Origin of the sequence: Bacillus sp. FSL R5-0443, assembly GCF_038608285.1 — a bacterium.
Taxonomy (GTDB): Bacteria; Bacillota; Bacilli; order Bacillales; family Bacillaceae; genus Bacillus; species Bacillus velezensis.
The window spans coordinates 2,281,183-2,302,813 of record NZ_CP152013.1 but is presented as its reverse complement, the minus strand read 5'-3'; the positions used below and the strand labels follow the sequence as shown (position 1 = coordinate 2,302,813).

The window sequence follows — 21,631 nt, the reverse complement described above, 5'->3', positions numbered from 1 at the left end:
AGGATATAAACGATGGGGACATTGCCAAAAGATTTTTTATGGGGAGGCGCTCTGGCCGCCCACCAATTTGAAGGGGGATGGAATAAAGGCGGCAAGGGGCCGAGTGTAGTGGACGTCATGACGGCAGGCGCGCATGGTGTGCCCCGGAAAATAACAGATACAATTGAAGAGCGGGAATTTTATCCGAATCATGAAGCGATCGATTTTTATCATCGTTATAAAGAGGACATCGCATTATTCAGCGAGCTGGGTCTGAAATGTTTAAGAACGTCCATCGGCTGGAGCAGAATTTTTCCTAAAGGTGATGAAGCCGAGCCCAATGAGGAAGGATTGGCTTTTTACGACCGGGTGTTTGATGAATTGCTGAAACATGGGATTGAACCGGTAATCACGTTGTCACATTTTGAGATGCCGCTGCATTTGGCGAGAGAATACGGCGGTTTCAGAAACAGAAAAACAGTCGGATTTTTTGTAAAATTCGCTGAAGTGTGTTTTGAACGCTATAAACATAAGGTGAAGTATTGGATGACGTTTAACGAAATCAATAATAAGATGGATGTGAATAATCCGATCTTTTTATGGACGAACTCGGGCGTCGCCGTCAAAGAAAACGAAAACGCAAAAGAAGTCATGTATCAGGCCGGCCATCACGAACTGCTGGCAAGCGCATTGGCTGTTTCGAAGGGAAGAGACATCAATCCTGAGTTCAGGATCGGCGCGATGGTATCACATGTCCCGATTTACCCGTACTCATCTCACCCCGATGATGTGATGCTGGCTGAAGAAACGATGAGACAGCGTTTTTTCTTCCCGGACGTGCAGGTTCGCGGATATTATCCAAGCTATGCGTTAAAAGAGTTTGAAAGAGAAGGCTATCAGATACACTTTGAAGACGGTGATGAAGAGATTTTGAAAAACGGCCGAGTGGACTACCTCGGATTCAGCTATTACATGTCTACAACTGTAAAAAGTGATGTATCAAACGATAATACCGGGGATGTCGTAAACGGAGGATTGCCAAACGGCGTGGAAAATCCTTATATTACAGCGAGTGATTGGGGCTGGGCGATTGACCCGACCGGTTTACGGTACACATTAAACCGCTTATACGACCGCTACCAGATTCCATTATTTATCGTGGAAAACGGATTCGGCGCCATCGACACATTAGAAGAGGACGGTTCAATTCATGACACTTCAAGAATTGAATATTTATCGTCACATATAAAAGCTTTGAAAAAAGCAATCACATATGATGGTGTGGATGTAATGGGCTATACACCATGGGGAATTATTGATATCGTGTCATTTACAACCGGAGAAATGAAAAAACGCTACGGCATGATTTATGTTGATCGGGATAATGAAGGCAACGGTTCAATGAGGCGGCTTAAGAAAGACTCATTTGAATGGTATAAAAAAGTGATTGAAACAAACGGCTCATATGTATCCTAAAGGTGTAAAAAGGGAAGGCTTCACCGTTGTGTGAAGCCGGCTTTTTATCAGTAATTTTGAAAGCGTATTCATTCAAGCGGGAAGGAGGTGAGTGTCCGGCTTTTCATTTAGAATCGCTTATAAAAATAAGGAAAGGGATGGTGGTTCATGTTTTTTAAAAAAGGTCTGCACATGACGCTGGTTTTTCTTATGTTTTTCTTTTTCATATCAAGCAGCATGGAAACCGAAGTGTATGCGGCTGATCGGAAGGCTTCAGACAAAAACAAAGTAAGGGTGTGGTTCAGTTCTGAAAAAGACCCGGCTTCCCGTACGTGGTATGACGGGCCGCTAGAAGTGAAATACGCCTTAGACGAACAAACACCGCTTGCATTGACAAAAAAGAAGGCTTCTGACTCCGCCGCTGTGTATATTGATCCGTCGCGCCGCTATCAAAGTGTGTTAGGCATAGGATCGTCCCTGGAAGAATCCACAATCCATAATTTATCAAAAATGACACCCGCAAAAAGAAAAGAAGTGCTGAAAAAACTGGTTGATCCCAAAGATGGTATCGGAATGGACGTTATGCGCATAACGATCGGGACATCTGATTTTACGGCACAGGAGTTTTATACGTATGATGATATGCCTGAAGGCCAAATAGATCCTAAGCTCCGTCATTTCTCGATCCAAAAGGATATTGATTTACACATTACAGCAACCATCAAGGAAGCGCTGGCGATAAATCCGGAACTGAAAATCATTGCCTCACCGTGGAGTCCGCCGGCTTGGATGAAAACGAATGAAAACCTCAAGCGGGGAAAGCTGAAAGATAAATATATCGGCGCACTGGCCGTTTACTTCCGCAAATTTATTGAGGCGTACGAAAAGCAAGGAATTCCGATTTATGCCATGACCCTTCAAAATGAACCTTTGCTGGAAATCGACTATCCGAGCATGTATATGCCGCCGTCTCAGCAGCGCAAACTGGCACTGGCCTTAAAAAAAGAAATGAAACAACATGTAATTGACACGAAAATTTGGATTTATGATCACAATGCGAGCGGGGCGTGGAACTATATTCCGCCGATTTTAGATGATAAAAAAGGAAACCGGGCCGCAGACGGTATCGCTTTTCACGATTATGACGGTGACCTTTCCGTCATGTCGGAAATCGGAAAGAGATATCCTGATCAATCTATTCACTTAACGGAGCGGTCTGTCTGGGGGACGGCAGGGGCGGACCGGATCGCGCAGTATTTCCGCAACGGCGCGTCGAGCTACAATGCGTGGGTGACGATGCTCGACAGTCAAATCAAGACGCATCATTGGATAGGCACCCCAGACCCGACGCTGTTTATTCAGGATGCTAAAAACCCTGACCGCTATTGGAATATCCCGATCTTTCATATGACAGGCAACTTTTCAAAATTTATCGACCGGGGAGCAAAGCGGATAGAAAGTAATTACGGCTCCAAAAACACAGTCTCGAATGTATCGTTCCTTAATCCTGATCAATCCATTGTGACAGTCATAATCAACCAGACATCCGCCGATCAAAAATTCCATGTCGTTTCAGAAAATCGGCAGTTTGAAGCTGTCATCCCGGCTAAAACTGTGGCTACCTACAAATGGAAGTGAAAAAAGTAAAAAACCGGCACATTTACGTGCCGGCTTCTTTCTGTTAAGCGCCTTTTTGGTTCAGTTGATCAGAAGGCGCTTTATTGAATAAACCGTCTTTGACGGCGTTTGAAGCCGCTTTTTTTACAAAAAACGGGTTAAGGATAATAACGGCTGCCATGTTAGCGGTCAAACCCCAAAAGCCTTCATATATACCGTGGGCGGATTGGGTGATATTTACCGTGAATGTCACGATAAGACCGACGAGAAGACCGATAATTGTCGCTTCTTTCGTTTGATTCTTCCAAAACAGACTGACGGCGATAGCCGGAAAGATCTGAACCATGCCGGAAACACCGAGAAGCTGAAGGGTAACGAGCGCAGTCGGGAACAGCATGCCGAATAAAAGCGCGAGTCCGATGACGACAAATACCATTGAACGGGTGATCATCGTCAGCTTGCTTGGTGACACATTCGGGTGAATCAAATCCCGATATAAGTTATTCGCAAATAAGTTTGATGCTCCGATGGCCATGATAGAGCAGGGAATCAATGACGCAAGGGCAATCGTGGAGTAAGCAAAGCCCTGCGCGACTCCGCCGTAAGACGTTTGAATCAGCTTCAATAAAGCAAGCCGCGGATTGGTATCTTCCGGCAGGACAAGAAACGCGATAAAGCCGAGAAAAATAACAAGAATCAAAACAATATTATAAAGCGGCAGAAACATGCTGTTTTTGCGGACGGCATCTGCGCTTTTTGCCGTAAATACGCCGGTTGCCGCATGCGCCCACATAAAGAGCGCCAGCGCAGATACGATGGAAGCTGTGATAAACCAAGGAATTCCTTTCGGCCCCGAGCCCGGGATCGTCAGCATTTGCGGCGCTTTTTCAGCCAAAGTGTGAATCATCGGCGTCCAGCCGTGAAAATGGATCAGCGGGAGTGACACGACCATAAACAGCATAATCACCCACACGAGAATGTCTTTAATAATCGCCGTAAACGTCGGCCCTTTAATTCCGCTGAAAAAAGTATACAGCGCTACAAGAATAAAAGAGATGATGACGACCATATTGACATTAATGACACCCGTTCCGGCCACCTGAAGCGTATCTTGAATTCCGCTCAGCTGGAGACAAATATAAGGAATGAGCATAAGAACGCCGACAATGGCGACAAGACTGGCCAAAAGTTTACTGTCAAAACGCTCACGGGCATAATCGGCAAGCGTCGTTAATTTGTGTATTTTTGCCACCTTCCACAGCTTCGGCAAAAAGAAATAAGCGATAAAATACGCCAAAACAGAATACGGGATTGCAAAAAAAGCAACGCTTCCCCCTGTGTAGGCTGTGCTTGTTAAGCCTAAAAACGTATAAGCCGTATAGAGATCCGCGCCGACTAAAAACCAGACGAGGAGCCCCCCGAACCGTCTGCCGCCGACAGACCATTCCTCAACAGAAGTGCGTGATGATTTGTCTCTCCCGGCTATAAAGCCGATACAGACAACGGTTAAAACGATGACGGCTGTAATGATCAATGCTGTTATATTTGCGGGCATCAGTCCAGTCCTCCTTGTTTCTTCTGCAGCCTATAAATAAGAAACGAACATAATGGAGTGACTGCGATCCATAAAAGCAGCCAGAAATGAAAAAAAGGCAGCCCGATAATGATCGGATGAACCCGATTAGCGACTGACAGCAGGGCCAGCTGGCTGAAAGGGATTAAGATGAGAACGAAAATTAGTGCTTTTCTGACCATTTACTTTCCTCCTGAAACTTGATAATGCTCCTTATCATAGCAGGTGTCAGATAAGATCACAAGATATTTTTCAGAAAAAAAAGAATTTTATTACTTTTTTAACTGAAACACTTTAGTTGCATCTTCATTCATATTAAATTAAAATAGTTAATATCTCGAAATCAAGATATTTAGGAGTGAATACATTGAATACGCAAGGATTGCACCATGTTACCGCATTTGCAAAAGATCCTGCTGAAAATCTTCGGTTTTATACTGAAGTGCTGGGTTTGCGGCTCGTTAAAAAAACCGTTAATTTTGACGACCCGGCCACTTATCACTTTTATTTCGGCAACCAAAACGGAGAGCCGGGCACGATCATTACATTTTTTCCTTTTCAGGGAAGCCGCCCGGGAACCGTGGGAAAAGGGCAGGCCGGAAGAATTTATTTCTCCGTGCCGAGAGGAGCACTCGCGTTTTGGAAGCGCCGGCTTGAAGAAAATGGCTTGTCTGTAAAAGAACAGATCATGCTGTCTGAACAAGTCCTTCTCTTTAATGATACAGAAGACCTGCCGCTTGCCATAATGGAAGATGAAAGAAGCGGACAGAGTGAATGGACTCCTGCGGGCATTACTGAAAAAGAAGCGATCACAGGCATGAGAGGTGTTCTTCTGTACTCGTACCGTCCTGAAGCAACCATTCAATTTCTCATAGAACGCTTCGGTTATTCAAAGACAGGAGAAGAACATCAGATTGTCAGGCTGCAATCGGAGGCGCGGATCGGACATATTATAGATGTTGATCTCGCGCCGAAAGAAGCAGGTATCGGCGGTTACGGGACGGTTCATCATGTCGCTTTCCGCACTAGCGAAAAAGAGCAGGCGGAATGGAAGGATATTCTTGCTGATTCTCATCTTGCTTCATCTGACATTCTTGACAGGTCTTACTTTACTTCAATCTATTTCAGAGAAAGCGGCGGCATTTTATTTGAAATGGCAACCGATGAACCGGGGTTTATGACGGATGAATCCTTTGAAAATCTCGGAACAGAGCTGAAGCTTCCGGAATGGCTGGAAGAGCATCGCAGCCAGATTACAGCTGTTCTGCCCAAAATGGAGAAAGGAGAATGATGATGAAACATGTGTTTGAACAGGGAACGTCAGAAAATGTTCTGCTGCTTTTGCACGGAACGGGAGGAAATGAACATGATCTTCTGTCGCTCGGACGTTTTATCGATCCGAACGCAAGTCTGCTCGGGGTCAGAGGATCAGTGTCGGAAAACGGCATGCCCCGTTTTTTTAAGCGGCTGAAAGAAGGCGTATTTGACGAGAAAGATTTAATTGAACGGACGGAAGAATTAAAGAATTTTATTGATGAAGCGGCGCAAATGTACGGATTCAGCAGAGAAAACGTGATTGCTGCCGGCTATTCAAACGGCGCCAATATTGCAGCAAGTCTTTTGTTTCATTATAAAGATGTACTGAAAGGAGCGGTTCTGCATCATCCGATGGTGCCGATACGCGGAGTGAAGCTGCCTGATATGGAAGGGCTGCCTGTGTTTATCGGTGCGGGAAAACGCGATCCCCTATGTACAAAAGAAGAATCGGAGGAGCTTTATCAGTATCTGACAGATGCCCATGCATCCGTTTCTCTTGTTTGGCAGGAGGGCGGTCATCAGCTCACACAGCAGGAAGCAGAGCAGGCACGAACCTGGTACAGTGAGCGATTCCTATAAAAAACCCTTAGTCTGCTTAAGCGGACTAAGGGTTTCTTTCATCTTACAGCCAAGTTGACACTTTAGATACAGGCAGCCGGTTGCTTTTATGCGCCGGTTTAACGGCTTTACCGATTGAAATCAGCATGACGGGCACGAAACGCTCGCTCACGTCGAATTCCTTAACGAATTGCTCTTTATTGAATCCGCCGATCGCGCAAGTGTCGTAGCCTTTTGCTTTAGCGGCAAGCATCAGTTGCATCGCTGCTAAAGAAGCGTTTAAAAATGCTGAATCACGGGCAAACTGATCATTTTGGTATGCACCGTTAATCTGGCCTAAAAGCGTTTGTTTAATCTCTTCTGTGATATTGCCTTGCTCAGCCAGTTCAGCATAAACGTCTTCACCATTTTCATTTGCTTTTAAATCACCTAATACGGCAATAACTGCTGATGAATCAATAATCTGTTTTTGATTAAAAGCAACCGGAAGCAGGGCAGCTTTTGCTTCATCACTGTGAAAGACTTGAAAATGCCAATGCTGAAGGTTCCAGGCGGAAGGCGCTTGCGTTGTGATTTCAAGGAGTTCTGTTAATTCCTCTTTTGTAATGACCGCGTCTTTATCGTATTCTTTAACAGATGCGCGTTCCTTTAAAACGTCTAATACGGATGTCATCATGTTTCCTCCTTCGGATAAACGTGTTATCATAATAGAAAAGTTAGAAGCTTACTAAATGTAACTCGAAAACTAATTTTAATGGATCACAAAAAACTTGTCAATTCATAGATGAAGGGATGAACTCACGTGGGATATACAATGTGTCCTAAAATGGAATCCGCTTTTTCTCTTTTGGGAAAGCGCTGGAACGGCCTCATTATCCATGTACTGATGGACGGGCCGAAACGATTTAAAGATATGACCGAAACGATACCGACAATCAGCCAAAAAATGCTCGCGGAGCGGCTCAAAGAGCTGGAACAAAATGAAATCGTCGAGCGTCAGGTGCTGCCTGAAACACCTGTCAAAGTCATTTATAAACTGACTGATAAAGGCTTGGCCCTGCAAGCCGTTTTTCAGGAAATGCAAAAATGGGCAGACAGTTTTTGCGAGCCCAGGGGATCTGCCAACGACACATGTGATGAATAACAAAGGCTGCCCAAGGCAGCCTTTTCTTAATGATCATGTTTACTCGTCATAAAAACCATTAATATCAAAATTGTTCAGATTGAGGTTCAAGCCTTTTAATTGCTTTAATAGAGCATCGAATGTAAGGAAATGATCATTTTTACATTCCGCCGGGACATCATTTGGAGAAAATAGTTTCATTCCTCCCTCAATCCACTGTTTCCGGTATAACTGAAATGCCGCTTCAATTAAATGATCAGGCGTTACAATAAACTCTAAGCTTACGTCATGGTCCTCGCTGTAGCCGAATTCAAACCCGCAGCAGGGGAAAATATCAAATGTTTTTTGATATTCGCCGTTATAAACGGGACTTGTCTCTAATCCTTTAAATCCGCATATCAAACAAGGATACAACTCACTAACCAACATACATCCCTCTTTTATTCAGTTTGCAATCATTCAGAACAAGCGGGGAGGCCTTTTACAGTTTCCCGGTTAAAAACTGAGCCTCACCAAGCCCGAAGCTCCAATCGGCGTTCCCGTTTTCTGTAATGGAAATCATGATGTCCTCGGGTGATATGCCGCATTCTGTTTTAAGCTGATCAGCCATCAGTTGATATAACGTTTCTTTTTGATGTTCGGTGCGCGCTTTGCTGACAATGCTGATGATGACAAGATCTTTGCTTCTTTTGAAACCGAGCCCGGTATCTTCAATGATAAGCTCATGAGGCCGATGCTGGTGAACGATCTGATAACGGTCCGTTACAGGGACGTCAAAAGCTTTAACCATGGCGTAATGGGCGGTATCCAGTAATTTTTTTAATGCTGCGTCATCCCGGCCTTCAATAACGTCAAAACGAAGTAATGGCATATTTTATTCCCCCTGATGGTTTTTTATCATGTCGCAACTTGTAAAAAAGTATAACAGTTAATCAAAATGTAATCAAATTATAACCAAAAAATTTATACATTAATGCAATATCACAGAGAGGCACATGTTGTTACAATCGCCCAATCAATTTCCTCATTTTATGAATACGCTTAAGAATAGGCAGACATAAAGGAGGAAAAACATGTACCCTCGTCATGCATTGTATCGCGGGAATTTCGGTCCTGCCGGATTTCCGGCGAGAAGTCCTTTTTTGTTCGGCGCTCCTTTATTCGGCGGATTTTTAGGCGGTCTTCTCGGAGGCGTGATTGCCACAGGCTTTACAAGACCCCGCTATCCGTACGGGTTCGCCGGTTACGGATACGGAGGCGTCCCATACGGCGGTTTCGGGCCGGGAGCCGGCGGTTATCCGCCATTTTATTAAAGAAAAAACGGCCTGCATCGCGCGGGCCGTTTTTTTTATCTTAAAATCTCCACTTCCGATAGATTGTAGTCTTCCTGTTTTGAAAACATAACTTCAATCATCCCGTCTTTATAGACTGCTTTTGTTCCTTTCCGTTTGACGAGGCTCGGAAGGACGATTTCTTTTTTTCCTTCTCCCAGACTGCTGTTCTCTACAACGAGGCTGTGTGATGTATGCTTAATCCTGATACGGTCGAGTTCCTCTTGTTCGGCGGGAATTTTCGCAAAAACATGATCGGATGTTTCAAACAGGTCAATTTCCGGCTTGGGCGGTTCCGCTTCGACCGGCTCGGCATTTTTGGACATGGGATCGCGAAAAGGGAATTGTCCGGCATAACCGGCGCCGAATACGCTTTCCATCACTCGGTTGACATATGTCTCGACATCTTTCGGATCAGCATTTTTAAACGTTTCTTTAGAGAACTGATTTTGGAAGGGAAAATATCTGTTCCAATCAAACACGGCATCTCACCCTTTCTTAACGGACAACATAGTATATGCCCGCCGGAAGCTTCCCGTGATATAATATAATCTGTTTACAGAAAGGAAGGGGAAGGCCGTGCAAGGGAATAACGCAAGAAAAGGAATCATTTATACCGCTTGTTCTTTCGCCATGTGGGGGCTGTTTCCGGTCTACTGGAAACTTCTTGAACAAATACCCGCATTGGACATTTTAGCTCACCGGATTTTATGGTCATTTGTTTTCATGTGTGTGCTTTTAACTGTGCTTAAGAAGTGGAAAACCGGATGGCGTGAACTGCGTCTTTTGAAATCGGAAGGGGGCCTGCTGGCGCTTTTTTTCGCTTCCGTTTTAATTTCCGTTAATTGGTTTGTGTACATATGGGCCGTCAATCACGGCTTTTTGCTTGAAGCAAGTCTCGGGTACTACATTAATCCGCTCGTTTCCGTTCTTTTGGGCATCCTATTCTTAAAAGAAAAGCTTAACAAGATGCAAACAGCAGCCGTTTCTATTGCCGGGGCGGCCGTGATCATATCTGCGTTTCAATATGGCGCGGTTCCTTATATAGCATTGCTGCTTGCATTCAGCTTCGGCCTGTACGGCTTATGTAAAAAAAGAACCCGCATGTCCAGCACGATCGGACTGACGCTGGAGACGCTTTTGATTACCCCGGCTGCACTTATTTATTTAGGATATACAGCTGACGGGAGCACTTCCGGGTCCTTGGGGGCAGGAACATGGGCGCTCCTATTCTTCGCAGGCGTATTTACGGCCCTGCCGCTGTTGCTGTTTGCAGAGGGGGCAAAGCGTCTGCCGCTGTATCAAGTCGGCATTTTGCAATATATAGCGCCGACCATTACCCTTATGCTCGGCGTATTTGTGTATCATGAACCGTTTTCCGGGCAAAAAGCGTTTACCTTCATTTGTATATGGGCAGCATTGCTTTTGTTTACCTTTTCACAGATAAAATGGAAGCGGCCGATAAAAAGCCGCTAAGCCTTTCGCTTTCCAGCGATAGCTTAAATTATGTATAATCATTACGAGTATGTAAAGGAGCTGTACAATGGGCACTGATAAAGACATAGCAAAAGCCTATCAGGCACTGTGGAATAACCGCACTCTCCCGGCTTCAACTCTTGAAGAAGCGGAGAAGGCAATTGATCTGGAACTGCTTGATCAAAGAACACATCCGAGGCTCCGGAAGTCACCCGAGGAAAAGTTTGCTCTGGCGGTGCAGCGAATTGTAGATTCCCGGCTGCGGCCGATTGAGAAATATGAATTGGTTGAACTACATACGAAGCGTTTGCAATTTTTAAAAGAAGAAAGAGGGGAGCAGCTATGAAAGCGATCATAAAAGAAGATGTGCAAACTTCTTTAGAGCGATATGCCGATCGTCCTGTATATATCCATTTGGAAACAACGACCGGTTCTTATTCAGCGCATCTGAATGAGAAAAACATGACGGTTGTAGCCTATATACGCAATGCAAAAGTGACGTACCATCAGGCGAAAATCAAAGGAAACGGCCCGTACCGCGTCGGTTTGAAAACGGAAGAAGGCTGGATTTACGCAGAAGGTCTGACTGAATATACAGTAGATGACGAAAACCGCTTGTTAATGGCAGGGCATCTGCCGGGCGGAAAATTGGCGATTTCGCTTCAAATCAGCGAAAAGCCGTTTACAGTTTAAAGAAAAGGGTGAAAATCATGAAAGAACATGTACTCGTCATCCTGCCTCACCCTGATGATGAATCATACGGAGTGGCAGGGCTGATTGCTTTACACAGACAAAAAGATATTCCCGTTACGTATGCATGCGCAACGCTTGGCGAAATGGGCCGGAACATGGGAGATCCTTTTTTCGCGAACCGTGAAACACTGCCGCTGTTAAGAAAACAAGAGCTGATCGACGCATGCAAAGCAATGGACGTTACTGACCTGAGAATGCTCGGGCTTCGTGATAAAACACTTGAATTTGAAGATGACGAGTGGCTCGCGGATATGATGGAAGAGATTATCGACGATGTAAAACCGAGTCTGATTGTCACATTCTATCCGGAGCACGGCGTCCATCCGGATCATGATGCATGCGGCGAAGCGGTTATCAGAGCGCTTTACAGAAAGAAAAAAGAGGACCGCCCGCGTACGCTTTGCATGGCAATCACCCGCAACAGGGAGGAAGCCGTCGGCAAGCCTGATGTCATTCTTGATATTAAAGAGGTTGCCGATATTAAAATGAATGCGTTAAAAGCGCACCGCACCCAAACGGAAGGCATGCTGAGAGAGCTGGAAGAAAAAATAAAAAATAACGAGCCGGTTCTTCAGACATGGTTTGAAGAAGAAGTGTATTGGACATATCCGTGGAAAGACTGATAAAAAAAGGGATAAGGCTGAAATGCCTTATCCCTTTTTTTGTGTCAGATCGGAAGCGATCGCTTCCGCAAGCGAAGACCGTATTGATAAATTTGAAAAACTCAGTCCGAGCTGCACCGCGGTTTGGGCGATTTCAGGACGGATTCCGGATAATGTCGCTTTCACGCCGAGCATTCCGAGTGATTCAATTAAGGTGAAAAGCTGTTGGGCAACCATCGTATCAATCATGGCTACGCCCGATAAATCAATGTACAGCTGCGTGATGCGCTTCTCTGAACACTGCTGCAGCGTATTCTCTAAAATCATTTTGGCTCTTGCCGTGTCAATATCCCCGATCAGCGGCAGCAGTCCGACATTATCAAAAAGCACAATTACCGGCGAGCTCAGCTCGGTGATCAATTCTTTTTGCGCTTCAAGCTGAATGTTTGTGTTTTTATACATTTCCTCTATGAAAATATGAATCACCACATCAAACGATTTAATCAGCGTATGGAATATATTTTCGGCATCTTCTTCTGTCACGGTGTCTGAATGAAGTCTGGTAAACTGCTTGACATGGCCGACATACAAATCACGAACTCTGATAAACTCCCGAATAATATAATGGATGGGAGTTTTTAAATGTTCTTCATCCCGTGCGGCTTCGAACGCCCACTTTTCCAATGCCGCTGTATATACTTCCTTCTCTTCAGAAAAAATCCGATTGAGCTGATAATTAAACGCCAGATTTTGTTTTTTCAGATTCGTGAGTACAGCCGGGTCAGTAGAAGCATAAACAGAATCAGGATCCGTATCATGAAGGGTATCAAACCATGTCTGACTGATGTCCTCCGCCCGTTCAGTTAAATAATCGTACAGCAGTTTATGTTTTGGCATTGCTGCTCCTCCTTTATGAAATCATTTTTTTCACATAATGTTTTTGCAGTTTCATCAGTCTGAAGAATAAACCGGCAGCTCCTGCGGCAAGTCCTGCAATTAACCCGATCCAGTAGCCGTATGCCCCGAGGCCCGTATAAGTGCCGACTGAGTAACCGACCGGAAGCCCGATAATCCAATACGACACAAAAGCCGCGCCGAGTGTATAGTTGACATCCTTATATCCTCTCAGAGCGCCTTGTATCGGAGCTGCTACGGCATCAGAAAGCTGGAAAAACAGCGCATAGATTAAAAAGTGCTGTGTCAACATGAGCACAGCCGGATCTGATGTATACATTCCGGCGATTTGCGGTCTGAACAGTAAAATGAAAGCCGCCGTGCATAAAGAAAAACTAAGTGCCATCACGATCCCGATATAGCTGTATGAGCGGGCATCCCTGTAGCGATTTGCGCCTGCTTCAAAGCCGACCAAAATGGTCATGGCCATGGATACGCTGAGCGGCAGCATATACAAGAGGGAAGCAAAATTCATTGCCGCTTGGTGGGCTGCAATCGTCACCGTCTGAAAATGGCTCATAAGCAGTGTGACAGCCGCAAAAATGCTCGTTTCAAAAAATACCGCAAAACCGATAGGCAATCCGATTTTCAAAAGCTTTCTGCATTCAGACGGAGAAAAACGGTACAGTTTCCGAAATACAGAGTACCCGGCAAACGGCTCAAATCTGCAGACGATAAAAAAGCTGATGGCGCAAATACACCAGTAAGTCAGGGCGGAAGCGAGCCCCGCCCCGACTCCTCCCAATGCCGGCATGTTGAATTTCCCGAAAATAAATACATAATTTAAAACAAAATTAATAGGCAATGAGCAAAGCGTAATAAGCATAGTGACTCGCGTTTTGCCGAGTGCATCAATAAACGAGCGCAAAACGGTGTACACAAACAAAGGAAAAATACCGAGGGATAAAAATCCTAAAAAGTGTTTGGCGATCGTCCGGACACGAGGTTCCAGGCCCAAATGTCCCAAGATCATATCAACGGTGAAAAAGCCGATCAGGATAACCGCCGCACTGAGAACGGCCGCTACATAAACGGCCTGGATGACGGAAAACGGCACTTCCTTTTGTCTGCCGGCTCCAAACAGCTGCGAAACAACGGGCGTAACGGCCATTAATATTCCTGCCAGGCCCGTATAAACCGGCGTCCACAGGCTTGAACCAATTGCAACCCCGGCTAAATCGGCAGCGCTCACTTTCCCTGACATCACCGTATCCAAAAAGGTGATCAGGGAAAGGCCCGCCTGTGTGATTAAAATCGGAATGAAGATATGTAACAGCTGTCTGACCTTTTGGCCGATCGTGTTCGTTTCTCTCAAGTTAGGTTCCCCGTTTCTTTATTTTAACGAGAGAAATTATAACATTTTATGTATAAAAAGCAATGAAAGCCGGCCTACTCTTTTTTGTCCGGTTTCGGCTTTTTAAACATCTTGGCATAAATGAATGAAAGTGAAATGACCCCTAAAAAGGTGCAGATATATTGCATCAGCCGTGCGAATTCCATATGATGTGCGCCTCCTTTCATGATTATGGTGCACACAGCGGCGCATATCCATGCGCGCGATGCAGAAAATAAGGGAAAGGAGCTGATGTGACATGCGCCACACTCAAATGACGGAAAGCGCGTTTACCGCTGCCGTTCAAACGTATTTGAAACAAATTACGGAGGATGCCGGAATGATACTGCGGACATTGGATGAAAAAGACCAATGCCTTCTTTGCGAATTAGATGAACTGGGACATACGTTTCAGGAAATGCAGGCTGTCGCTTCGTCGTTTTACCTGCAGTCATATATCGAACATTTTACGCCTTCTTATACAGAGCTGGCGAGGGCCGTGCAGCATCTGGCGGAAGAAAAACACGGAGCGCTGATTGTGATTGAACGTGCAGATCCGCTGGACGGAATGATACAAAAAGGGACCAGCCTGCATGCCGAGATCAGTGCAGCTTTAATTGAGAGTATTTTTTATCCCGGCAATCCGCTTCATGACGGAGCCGTATTGGTCAGAGAAAACCGGGTAGTATCAGCAGCCAATGTGCTTCCGCTCACAACAAAACATGTCGATCTCAAATACGGGACGCGCCACAGGGCCGCGATGGGACTTTCGGCCGTGACTGATGCACTCGTGCTCGTTGTTTCAGAAGAAACGGGAAAAATGTCCTTTGCTAAAGACGGCGGACTGTATCCGCTTGTTTCGACGCGGGCGCTTCATACGAAATAATAAGAAAATGGGAATATTGTACCCATTTAATATTAATAAGGTGAACATCTTTACCTTTTTCTGTATTGATGTTATCGTTTAAATATACATAAAATTTAAAAGAATAGGGAGTGGAAAGATGGCAAATGTATTGATGATCGGCTTTCCGGGAGAAGGGCATATCAATCCGTCTTTAGGCGTCGTAAAAGAACTGAAGGCAAAAGGGGAACATGTCGTATATTACGGCGTGAAGGAATATGAGAACAAAATCGCGTCAAGCGGAGCGGAATTCCGTGAATATGAAGATTTCCGTAAAGATGAATTCGGAAAAAACGCAACGGGTGATGAACAGCGGGACGCTACCGAGTTTTTGCTATTAATGATTGAGACTTCCAAAAAAGCCGCACTCCGTATTCTTGAGGAAGTAAAAGATGAATCCTACGACTACATCCTGTATGATCATCATTTTCTGGCAGGAAGGCTTGTGAGAAACCAGCTGAAACTGCCGGCATATTCACTTTGTACGACATTTGCAATGAATGAAGCATTTATTAAAGAAGTGTTTTCAAATACAAACCTTGTATCAGAGGAATCATCTCATTATCCGGCTTATACCGAAGCGGTCAGCCGGCTCAATGAAGAATTCAGCGCAGACATTAAAACGCCGTATGATATTTTCTCAAATGACGGCAGAAAAACCATCGTATTTACTTCAAGAGCGTTTCAGCCGAAAGAAGAAGAGTTTGGCGATTCTTATCTCTTTGTCGGTCCGTCCATAACCGAAAGGGCGGCAGCTCAAGATTTCCCGTTTGAACAGCTTGAAGGAGAAAACGTCCTGTTTATTTCAATGGGCACGATTTTTAACAATCAGAAGGAATTGTTTAATAAATGCTTAAAAGCGGTCAGAAACTTTAACGGAAAAGCCGTCATGTCAATCGGCAAACATCTTGATCCTGCGGAGCTTGATGAAATTCCTGAGAATGTCATTGTAAAGCCTTATGTTCCGCAGCTTGAGATCCTGAAGAGAGCGGACTTATTTATCACTCACGGCGGAATGAACAGTACGAGCGAAGGGCTTTACTACAAAACCCCGATGATCGTCATTCCGATGGGCGCAGATCAGTTCGCTGTCGGAAGCCAAGTGGAAAACACGGGCGCGGGCAAAATGTTTAAAAAAGAAGATGTAACAGCGGAACTGCTTACTGAAGCAATAAAAGAATTGAGCGAAAATCCTGAATATCAGACAAAAGCTTCTGAAATCGGAGAATCCCTGAAAGCGGCCGGCGGAGCACAGCGTGCAGCGGAATTGATAGCAGAAGACGTGAAAACTGCCGAGACCCGGGTTCTGTAATCAGCCCTCACCCGCTTCCTTTAAAGGAAGCGGGCTTTTTTTGATTGTTTTTCGGGAGGATTTTTCACGCCGTAAAGAGAATTGTATGAAAAACAGACAAGAAAGGTGGAATGTCGCGGAAAAAAGCCATGTTATGAAAATGATTCCAAAGTCTTTTGTGAAATGTTCTCAATTTATGTAAAATGTGTGGCATTGGTGATGATCTAAGGCCAAATGAATCGGAATTAATGTCGACTTCTGAATGAATCCTGCATAACAGGCGGCGTCCAAAGAAAAGGAACGTCCCTTTCAGCAATGATAAATAGGAGGTTTTTCGTTATATGAAGAAAAAAATCGCAGCCGGACTGGCTGTATCTGCAGTAATGACTTCAACCTTCGCCGTGCATCCCGCTGAAGCAAAAACCATTCAAGTAAAAAGCGGCGACTCTCTTTGGAAGCTTTCCCGGCAATATCATACAAGTATTTCAGCCCTGCAGGCGGAAAATAAACTGAAATCAACGATACTCCACCCAGGACAGCGGCTGCACATTCCCGACGGCAGCGGCACACATAAAACGGGGCAAAAGGGAAAACGAAGCACGGGTGCCTACACAGTTACATACGGAGACTCATTATGGGTGATCGCAAAAAAATACAAAATGAGCGTTTCTGAGCTGAGAAGCTTGAACCGTTTGAGTTCAGATGTCATCTATCCGGGCCAGAAACTGAAAATTAAAGGGTCTGCCGGCGGCACGGACGGAGGCGGCAGACAGACAAAGCCTTATAAAGGCGCATCAGGGACTTACACTGTGAAGCCGGGTGACTCGCTGTGGAAAATCGCCAATCAAACCGGGATCACCATCGCCGAACTGAAAAAGCTGAATCAATTAACATCAGACATGCTGTATCCGAATCAAGTGTTAAAGATCAAAGGTTCTTCACATAACGGAAACAGCGGCACAACACCGCCATCTCATTCAAACCCTTCTGAGAAGCCATCCACTTACAAAGTAAAAGCAGGCGATTCCCTCTGGAAAATTGCTAATCGGTTCGGCATCACCGCTCAGCTCATCAGAGAAAAAAATAAATTGACAACTGATGTGCTTCAAATCGGACAAGTTCTGGTGATTAACGGAACGGAAAAAACAGAAGATCCTGTGCGGCAGCCGGATAACAAACCGGCAAAACCAAACAAGCCGAATACTCCCGAACCTCCGGTGACAGGGTCAAAGATTGACAGAATGATAGGCGAGGCGAAAAAACATGTCGGCGTGCCTTACCGCTGGGGAGGCAATACGCCTGCGGGCTTCGATTGCAGCGGTTACATCTATTACCTTTTAAATAAGGTAAGCTCTGTTTCCCGTCTGAGCACAGCCGGATATTGGAATACGATGAAACATATCAGCCAGCCGTCAGCAGGCGACTTTGTCTTTTTTACGACATATAAAGCGGGCCCTTCTCATATGGGGATGTATTTAGGCGGAGGAGATTTTATTCACGCAAGCTCCTCCGGGGTTGAAGTTTCAAACTTAAGCAATCCGTATTGGAAAAAAGCTTATTTAGGAGCGCGCAGTTATTTTTAAAAAAAGCCTTTCGGGGCTTTTTTTGTTTACCATTTTCACGTTTTGACAAGACTGATGGGTAAAAAATAAGGGGGAGGAAGCATGAATCGTCTCTTGCTTTTTCTCATGCTCGCATCAATTACGCTTTGCGGCTGCGGGGGGAGACCCGCTCCTGTTCCGCCCAAAAAACATGGGGAAAGCCGCGCATTGGAAGCATCTGCATACCGTGAGCATGCCGGACTCATCAATCAAAACGGAAAAACGATCGGATATATCGAAGTGAGGGAATCTGATGATGAAGGGTCAGACATTCATATATCAGCGGGGCATCTGCCGCCCGGCACTTCTCTCGGGTTTCATATTTATGAAAAAGGGACATGTCAGGCACCTGATTTCGAATCAGCCGGCGGTCCGTTCAACCCTTTGAACAAAGAACACGGCTTCAACAATCCGATGGGTCATCACGCCGGGGATCTCCCCAATCTTGAAGTGGGGGCTGATGGTAAAGTGGATGTCATTATGAACGCGCCGCAAACTTCATTAAAAGAAGGGAGCAGACTCAGCCTGCTCGACCGGGACGGAAGCGCGTTCGTCATTCATGAACATACGGACGATTATTTGACAAACCCGAGCGGAAATTCCGGAGCCAGAATCGCCTGCGCTCCCCTGACAAAAAGCGCCCGCAGGGAATGAGCCCTTTTGTATTGAGTATACAAGGGCTTTTTTAGTATACTCGGTTATGGAATACAAATGGAAAGGAAACATCACCTATGACTTCAGAATTACAGCACCTATCACTTCCGGAAGATATACAAAACAAACTGCAGGCTTATCAAAATCATCCCGTTTCCCAAGAATTCCGGGATTTAATCGGATCATCAGGCTATGAGGCCGAAGATAAAGCGATTGTATTCGATGCCGTCATTGCTTTGACTATGGGAAAAAATATCTTATTAAAAGGACCGACGGGTTCAGGGAAAACAAAATTGGCGGAAACGCTTTCGAACTATTTTCATAAACCGATGCACAGCGTCAACTGCTCCGTAGACCTCGATGCAGAAGCGCTTGTCGGCTATAAAACGATTGAAAATGAACAGGGACAGGCGACAATTGAATTCGTTCCCGGACCTGTAACAACCGCAATGAACGAGGGACATTTTTTATACATTGACGAAATCAATATGGCAAAGCCTGAAACCCTTCCGATTCTAAACGGCGTGCTAGATTACAGAAAAATGATGACAAATCCCTTTACAGGAGAAGTGATTAAGGCAAGCGAAGGATTCGGTGTTATCGCCGCGATTAATGAAGGCTACGTCGGCACCGTTCCGCTGAACGAAGCCCTTAAAAACCGTTTTGTCATCATTGATGTTCCGTATATTAAAGGAAGCCTCCTGAAGCAGGTGCTGACCTCTCAGTCTGTCTTAAAAGATGAGAAATTAATTGAGCGCTTTATGACGCTGTCTTCTGATTTAATCGCACAAGCGCATAACGGACAAGTGTCAGAAGAAGCGGCGTCCATCAGGGCTCTCATTGATACGTGCGACTTGGCTGCGTACATCCCGCCGAAACGGGCGATTGAAAGAGGCATCGTAGAAAAACTTGACGATGACAGGGAAAAAGCCGCTGTCAGAAATATTGCAGAAACGCTGTTCGAATGAGGGATATACAATGAAGTTTATCAAATTTAATGACAGCACGATTGATTCGTTTTTGTTCATGATGCTGACTGATCTGGCCAAAACACTGACCAGAAGCAGTGAAGTTGAAGTGGAATACGGCGTGCAGTCTTACTACAATCCCTTTGAAAAGAAAATTTACATGAGCCACTTTTGGAAAGACCGATCAGCCGGGGATATGGAAGCCGGCCTGAAAAGCGATGTCTATTTGCGCGCTGTCGGAACACGCAGCAGCTCATTTCGGGAATTTGCGGGGTTTTTAAATGACGTTCACCGGCATTTCACCCGCCAAAGCTTTGCCAAGCAGCTGTTTATGCTGCTTGAGGATATCAGAATTGAAGAGCTGATCAAAAAAGAACGGCCGGGAACGAAACGTGTTTTTCAGAAGCGGAGGGAGATGTACAGGAAATATTTCACGACGCAGCTGACATTGAATTTAGAACGGAGCATTTTCACCGACGCTTTGTATTGCGCGATGTTTGTCAAGCTGACGGCTGAGTCTCCGCTTGAAGGCATACCTTCCATGCATGAACATATTGATATGATGATACCGTATATTGAACGTCAGCTCATCCGGGTGTATGAGGCGGATTCTACGGAACAAATCGCAAAAATAACGGAAGACCTCATGGAAGGCCTTGATGAAGTGCTTGAGAAAGATATGCTGAACACGTACTTTTTTCTGCCGGAACTTGATTACGAAAAAGCGGCTGAAGAGCCTTTATTCGAAAGTGTAAAAAAAGCGCCTTCGTTAAGTGACGATCTCACGCTCCCTGAGTCTTCCGACGGAGATGAAGAAATCCTTGAAGAGAAAATGAATACGTGGCACCGGGAAACCGAAGCGCCGTCAAAAAGTTTCCTTCAATTTGATATTGAGCACGGCGCGAAATCAGATCTTGGGAAAGACGCGGCCAGAGAAGGCGATGACGGTGACCAGGCGCTCGGCTCCGTTCAAGGTTCCGCACGTCAGACGAAAAGAGAGGATTACTCCAAACTGGAAGCGCTTGAATCCATTCAGGATGAACATGAGGGCGCGGGGCTGGCTGACGGAAAAGAAAACAAATTTGCCTTCCCGGTTTATCAAACGCCTCATAAAGCGTCTCCTGAAGAGGAGCAGTCTTATAAAGAACAGGCAAAAACGATAGAATCATATCAAAAACGCCTGAAGCAGATGATACAAAAAACACTTGAGCACAAAAAGACGCTCCCGCGGACCGACCTTCACGCAGGCCGGCTGAATCGCAAACTGATCCGCTATTTTACGGAGCGGAACCCGCGCCTTTTCTTTAAAAAGCAGGACCCGTCTTCAGACATTGACGCCGTTTTTACATTGCTTGTCGATTGTTCGGCCAGCATGTTCGACAAAATGGATGAAACAAAAAGAGGGATCGTTCTTTTTCATGAAGCCTTGAAATCAGTGTCCGTACCGCACCAGATCGTCGGATTTTGGGAGGATACGAACGAAGCGACTGAAACGAGCCAGCCGAATTTCTTCAATACCGTCATTCCGTTTGAAGAGTCGCTGCTGCAGGCGGCGGGTCCGCTGATCATGCAGCTTGCGCCTGAAGAAGATAACAGAGACGGATACGCCATCAGACAAATGACGAAACAGCTGATGCGGCGGAGTGAGGCGCAAAAATTTTTAATCGTGTTTTCAGACGGAGAGCCGGCAGCATTCGGATACGAACAAAACGGCATCGTCGATACGAGCGAGGCTGTCATCGAAGCGAGAAAAAAAGGGATAGAAGTCATAAATGTTTTTCTGTCCAATACTGCGATAGAGGAATCACAGATGAAAACCATTCAGGATATGTACGGAAAGTACAGTATTTTTGTTCCGGATGTCGATCAGCTGCCCGATGTGCTGTATCCGCTCTTGAAAAAACTGCTTCATAAAAGCATAGGATAGGCTTTTTCCTATGCTTTTTCGCTTTTTATTTTAAAATGATTTAATTTTTTCGGTATTGATCTGTTTTTTTTACTATTTTGTGAACAATCAAGGTAGAATCCAAACGCAATCAGTGGTAAAATATCCTTGGAAGCGTTTTTATTACATAATTTTGGGCACAGCGTTCAAAAGTTATTTCAAGATAGTGAATTGATCACTTGATTATCTAGGTTGGG

Annotated in this window: 24 protein-coding genes; 16 read left to right on the top strand and 8 right to left on the bottom strand. The window is 45.2% G+C overall.

Annotated elements, in window-relative coordinates; genetic code table 11:
• Nucleotides 1–12 precede the first annotated feature (12 nt).
• Nucleotides 13–1,455 (top strand): 6-phospho-beta-glucosidase BglA, encoded by a 1,443-nt coding sequence (bglA, locus tag NYE28_RS11375; RefSeq protein ID WP_012117765.1) that lies wholly within the window; start codon nt 13–15, stop codon nt 1,453–1,455.
• A 147-nt stretch (nt 1,456–1,602) separates the two neighbouring features.
• Entirely contained in the window at nt 1,603–3,072 is a 1,470-nt protein-coding gene (locus NYE28_RS11370) for a glycoside hydrolase family 30 beta sandwich domain-containing protein (RefSeq protein ID WP_160223483.1), read from the top strand.
• A gap of 43 nt (nt 3,073–3,115) precedes the next feature.
• Here the strand turns inward: NYE28_RS11370 and NYE28_RS11365 are convergent, their stop codons facing one another.
• Together NYE28_RS11365 and NYE28_RS11360 are read right to left on the bottom strand one after the other, a co-directional pair.
• Nucleotides 3,116–4,606 carry a sodium:solute symporter gene (locus tag NYE28_RS11365; protein WP_160223482.1) on the bottom strand — a complete coding sequence of 497 codons (1,491 nt, stop codon included), beginning with the start codon at nt 4,604–4,606 and terminating at the stop codon, nt 3,116–3,118.
• A complete protein-coding gene (locus NYE28_RS11360) occupies nt 4,606–4,806 on the bottom strand; it encodes a DUF3311 domain-containing protein (RefSeq protein WP_003153716.1) in 201 nt (66 codons plus the stop codon). Before NYE28_RS11360 ends, NYE28_RS11365 begins: the two co-directional genes overlap by 1 nt.
• 185 nt (nt 4,807–4,991) lie before the next feature.
• On the opposite strand from NYE28_RS11360, the gene NYE28_RS11355 reads away from it, so the two are divergent.
• The gene (locus NYE28_RS11355; RefSeq protein WP_122504068.1) at nt 4,992–5,915 is read left to right on the top strand and encodes a ring-cleaving dioxygenase; all 924 of its coding nucleotides are present in this window, start codon (nt 4,992–4,994) and stop codon (nt 5,913–5,915) included.
• A 2-nt stretch (nt 5,916–5,917) separates the two neighbouring features.
• The gene (locus tag NYE28_RS11350; protein WP_052827554.1) at nt 5,918–6,520 is read left to right on the top strand and encodes an alpha/beta hydrolase; all 603 of its coding nucleotides are present in this window, start codon (nt 5,918–5,920) and stop codon (nt 6,518–6,520) included.
• A gap of 43 nt (nt 6,521–6,563) precedes the next feature.
• Here NYE28_RS11350 and NYE28_RS11345 read toward each other — a convergent pair whose 3' ends face one another.
• The gene (locus NYE28_RS11345) at nt 6,564–7,172 is read right to left on the bottom strand and encodes a nitroreductase family protein (RefSeq protein WP_003153727.1); all 609 of its coding nucleotides are present in this window, start codon (nt 7,170–7,172) and stop codon (nt 6,564–6,566) included.
• A gap of 129 nt (nt 7,173–7,301) precedes the next feature.
• On the opposite strand from NYE28_RS11345, the gene NYE28_RS11340 reads away from it, so the two are divergent.
• On the top strand, nt 7,302–7,643 hold the full coding sequence (locus NYE28_RS11340; protein WP_160223481.1) for a winged helix-turn-helix transcriptional regulator: 342 nt from the start codon (nt 7,302–7,304) through the stop codon (nt 7,641–7,643).
• Nucleotides 7,644–7,682: 39 nt separating this feature from the next.
• Here NYE28_RS11340 and NYE28_RS11335 read toward each other — a convergent pair whose 3' ends face one another.
• Together NYE28_RS11335 and NYE28_RS11330 are read right to left on the bottom strand one after the other, a co-directional pair.
• Nucleotides 7,683–8,051: a hypothetical protein gene (locus NYE28_RS11335; RefSeq protein ID WP_160223480.1), complete on the bottom strand. Its 369-nt coding sequence runs from the start codon at nt 8,049–8,051 to the stop codon at nt 7,683–7,685.
• Nucleotides 8,052–8,103: 52 nt separating this feature from the next.
• Nucleotides 8,104–8,493 (bottom strand): tautomerase family protein, encoded by a 390-nt coding sequence (locus NYE28_RS11330; protein ID WP_015240015.1) that lies wholly within the window; start codon nt 8,491–8,493, stop codon nt 8,104–8,106.
• A 202-nt stretch (nt 8,494–8,695) separates the two neighbouring features.
• On the opposite strand from NYE28_RS11330, the gene NYE28_RS11325 reads away from it, so the two are divergent.
• Entirely contained in the window at nt 8,696–8,935 is a 240-nt protein-coding gene (locus tag NYE28_RS11325; RefSeq protein WP_003153736.1) for a hypothetical protein, read from the top strand.
• A gap of 35 nt (nt 8,936–8,970) precedes the next feature.
• Here the strand turns inward: NYE28_RS11325 and NYE28_RS11320 are convergent, their stop codons facing one another.
• A complete protein-coding gene (locus NYE28_RS11320; RefSeq protein WP_043021821.1) occupies nt 8,971–9,435 on the bottom strand; it encodes a hypothetical protein in 465 nt (154 codons plus the stop codon).
• Between the two features lie 97 nt (nt 9,436–9,532).
• On the opposite strand from NYE28_RS11320, the gene rarD reads away from it, so the two are divergent.
• The 4 genes from rarD (at nt 9,533) to bshB2 (ending at nt 11,805) form a co-directional block, all read left to right on the top strand.
• Nucleotides 9,533–10,429, top strand: a complete 897-nt coding sequence (rarD, locus tag NYE28_RS11315; protein WP_012117756.1) for an EamA family transporter RarD — start codon at nt 9,533–9,535, stop codon at nt 10,427–10,429.
• A gap of 67 nt (nt 10,430–10,496) precedes the next feature.
• The gene (locus NYE28_RS11310; protein WP_003153742.1) at nt 10,497–10,775 is read left to right on the top strand and encodes a hypothetical protein; all 279 of its coding nucleotides are present in this window, start codon (nt 10,497–10,499) and stop codon (nt 10,773–10,775) included.
• Complete coding sequence (locus NYE28_RS11305) at nt 10,772–11,122, top strand: YojF family protein (protein ID WP_007407960.1); 351 nt, start codon at nt 10,772–10,774, stop codon at nt 11,120–11,122. The genes NYE28_RS11310 and NYE28_RS11305 overlap by 4 nt, the downstream gene beginning before the upstream one ends.
• 17 nt (nt 11,123–11,139) lie before the next feature.
• Nucleotides 11,140–11,805 carry a bacillithiol biosynthesis deacetylase BshB2 gene (bshB2, locus tag NYE28_RS11300; protein ID WP_007407961.1) on the top strand — a complete coding sequence of 222 codons (666 nt, stop codon included), beginning with the start codon at nt 11,140–11,142 and terminating at the stop codon, nt 11,803–11,805.
• A 27-nt stretch (nt 11,806–11,832) separates the two neighbouring features.
• On the opposite strand, the gene NYE28_RS11295 is transcribed toward bshB2, so the two are convergent.
• Both NYE28_RS11295 and NYE28_RS11290 read right to left on the bottom strand, forming a co-directional pair.
• The gene (locus NYE28_RS11295; RefSeq protein WP_043021820.1) at nt 11,833–12,681 is read right to left on the bottom strand and encodes an STAS domain-containing protein; all 849 of its coding nucleotides are present in this window, start codon (nt 12,679–12,681) and stop codon (nt 11,833–11,835) included.
• A 13-nt stretch (nt 12,682–12,694) separates the two neighbouring features.
• On the bottom strand, nt 12,695–14,053 hold the full coding sequence (locus tag NYE28_RS11290) for an MATE family efflux transporter (RefSeq protein ID WP_160223479.1): 1,359 nt from the start codon (nt 14,051–14,053) through the stop codon (nt 12,695–12,697).
• Between the two features lie 277 nt (nt 14,054–14,330).
• Between NYE28_RS11290 and cdaS the strand changes: the two genes are divergently transcribed.
• From cdaS to NYE28_RS11260, 6 genes are all read left to right on the top strand, one after another.
• Nucleotides 14,331–14,957 carry a sporulation-specific diadenylate cyclase CdaS gene (gene cdaS, locus NYE28_RS11285; protein WP_160223478.1) on the top strand — a complete coding sequence of 209 codons (627 nt, stop codon included), beginning with the start codon at nt 14,331–14,333 and terminating at the stop codon, nt 14,955–14,957.
• A gap of 118 nt (nt 14,958–15,075) precedes the next feature.
• Nucleotides 15,076–16,287 carry a macrolide family glycosyltransferase gene (locus NYE28_RS11280; protein WP_007611974.1) on the top strand — a complete coding sequence of 404 codons (1,212 nt, stop codon included), beginning with the start codon at nt 15,076–15,078 and terminating at the stop codon, nt 16,285–16,287.
• A 320-nt stretch (nt 16,288–16,607) separates the two neighbouring features.
• Complete coding sequence (locus NYE28_RS11275) at nt 16,608–17,849, top strand: LysM peptidoglycan-binding domain-containing protein (RefSeq protein WP_342490072.1); 1,242 nt, start codon at nt 16,608–16,610, stop codon at nt 17,847–17,849.
• Between the two features lie 81 nt (nt 17,850–17,930).
• On the top strand, nt 17,931–18,521 hold the full coding sequence (locus NYE28_RS11270; protein WP_007407968.1) for a superoxide dismutase family protein: 591 nt from the start codon (nt 17,931–17,933) through the stop codon (nt 18,519–18,521).
• Between the two features lie 77 nt (nt 18,522–18,598).
• Nucleotides 18,599–19,489 carry a MoxR family ATPase gene (locus tag NYE28_RS11265; protein WP_003153758.1) on the top strand — a complete coding sequence of 297 codons (891 nt, stop codon included), beginning with the start codon at nt 18,599–18,601 and terminating at the stop codon, nt 19,487–19,489.
• A gap of 10 nt (nt 19,490–19,499) precedes the next feature.
• Nucleotides 19,500–21,416 carry a VWA domain-containing protein gene (locus NYE28_RS11260; RefSeq protein WP_012117751.1) on the top strand — a complete coding sequence of 639 codons (1,917 nt, stop codon included), beginning with the start codon at nt 19,500–19,502 and terminating at the stop codon, nt 21,414–21,416.
• The last annotated feature ends 215 nt before the right edge of the window (nt 21,417–21,631 follow it).

Bases quoted from the DNA above. Each gene is read 5' to 3' on its own strand.
- bglA (WP_012117765.1), top strand. From the start codon at position 13: ATGGGGACATTGCCAAAAGATTTTTTATGGGGAGGCGCTCTGGCCGCC.
- NYE28_RS11270 (WP_007407968.1), top strand. From the start codon at position 17,931: ATGAATCGTCTCTTGCTTTTTCTCATGCTCGCATCAATTACGCTTTGC.
- NYE28_RS11280 (WP_007611974.1), top strand. From the start codon at position 15,076: ATGGCAAATGTATTGATGATCGGCTTTCCGGGAGAAGGGCATATCAAT.
- NYE28_RS11275 (WP_342490072.1), top strand. From the start codon at position 16,608: ATGAAGAAAAAAATCGCAGCCGGACTGGCTGTATCTGCAGTAATGACT.
- NYE28_RS11310 (WP_003153742.1), top strand. From the start codon at position 10,497: ATGGGCACTGATAAAGACATAGCAAAAGCCTATCAGGCACTGTGGAAT.
- NYE28_RS11370 (WP_160223483.1), top strand. From the start codon at position 1,603: ATGTTTTTTAAAAAAGGTCTGCACATGACGCTGGTTTTTCTTATGTTT.
- NYE28_RS11265 (WP_003153758.1), top strand. From the start codon at position 18,599: ATGACTTCAGAATTACAGCACCTATCACTTCCGGAAGATATACAAAAC.
- NYE28_RS11260 (WP_012117751.1), top strand. From the start codon at position 19,500: ATGAAGTTTATCAAATTTAATGACAGCACGATTGATTCGTTTTTGTTC.
- NYE28_RS11360 (WP_003153716.1), bottom strand. From the start codon at position 4,806: ATGGTCAGAAAAGCACTAATTTTCGTTCTCATCTTAATCCCTTTCAGC.
- NYE28_RS11305 (WP_007407960.1), top strand. From the start codon at position 10,772: ATGAAAGCGATCATAAAAGAAGATGTGCAAACTTCTTTAGAGCGATAT.
- NYE28_RS11350 (WP_052827554.1), top strand. From the start codon at position 5,918: ATGAAACATGTGTTTGAACAGGGAACGTCAGAAAATGTTCTGCTGCTT.
- NYE28_RS11345 (WP_003153727.1), bottom strand. From the start codon at position 7,172: ATGACATCCGTATTAGACGTTTTAAAGGAACGCGCATCTGTTAAAGAA.
- cdaS (WP_160223478.1), top strand. From the start codon at position 14,331: ATGCGCCACACTCAAATGACGGAAAGCGCGTTTACCGCTGCCGTTCAA.
- NYE28_RS11365 (WP_160223482.1), bottom strand. From the start codon at position 4,606: ATGCCCGCAAATATAACAGCATTGATCATTACAGCCGTCATCGTTTTA.
- NYE28_RS11330 (WP_015240015.1), bottom strand. From the start codon at position 8,493: ATGCCATTACTTCGTTTTGACGTTATTGAAGGCCGGGATGACGCAGCA.
- bshB2 (WP_007407961.1), top strand. From the start codon at position 11,140: ATGAAAGAACATGTACTCGTCATCCTGCCTCACCCTGATGATGAATCA.
- NYE28_RS11295 (WP_043021820.1), bottom strand. From the start codon at position 12,681: ATGCCAAAACATAAACTGCTGTACGATTATTTAACTGAACGGGCGGAG.
- NYE28_RS11325 (WP_003153736.1), top strand. From the start codon at position 8,696: ATGTACCCTCGTCATGCATTGTATCGCGGGAATTTCGGTCCTGCCGGA.
- NYE28_RS11335 (WP_160223480.1), bottom strand. From the start codon at position 8,051: ATGTTGGTTAGTGAGTTGTATCCTTGTTTGATATGCGGATTTAAAGGA.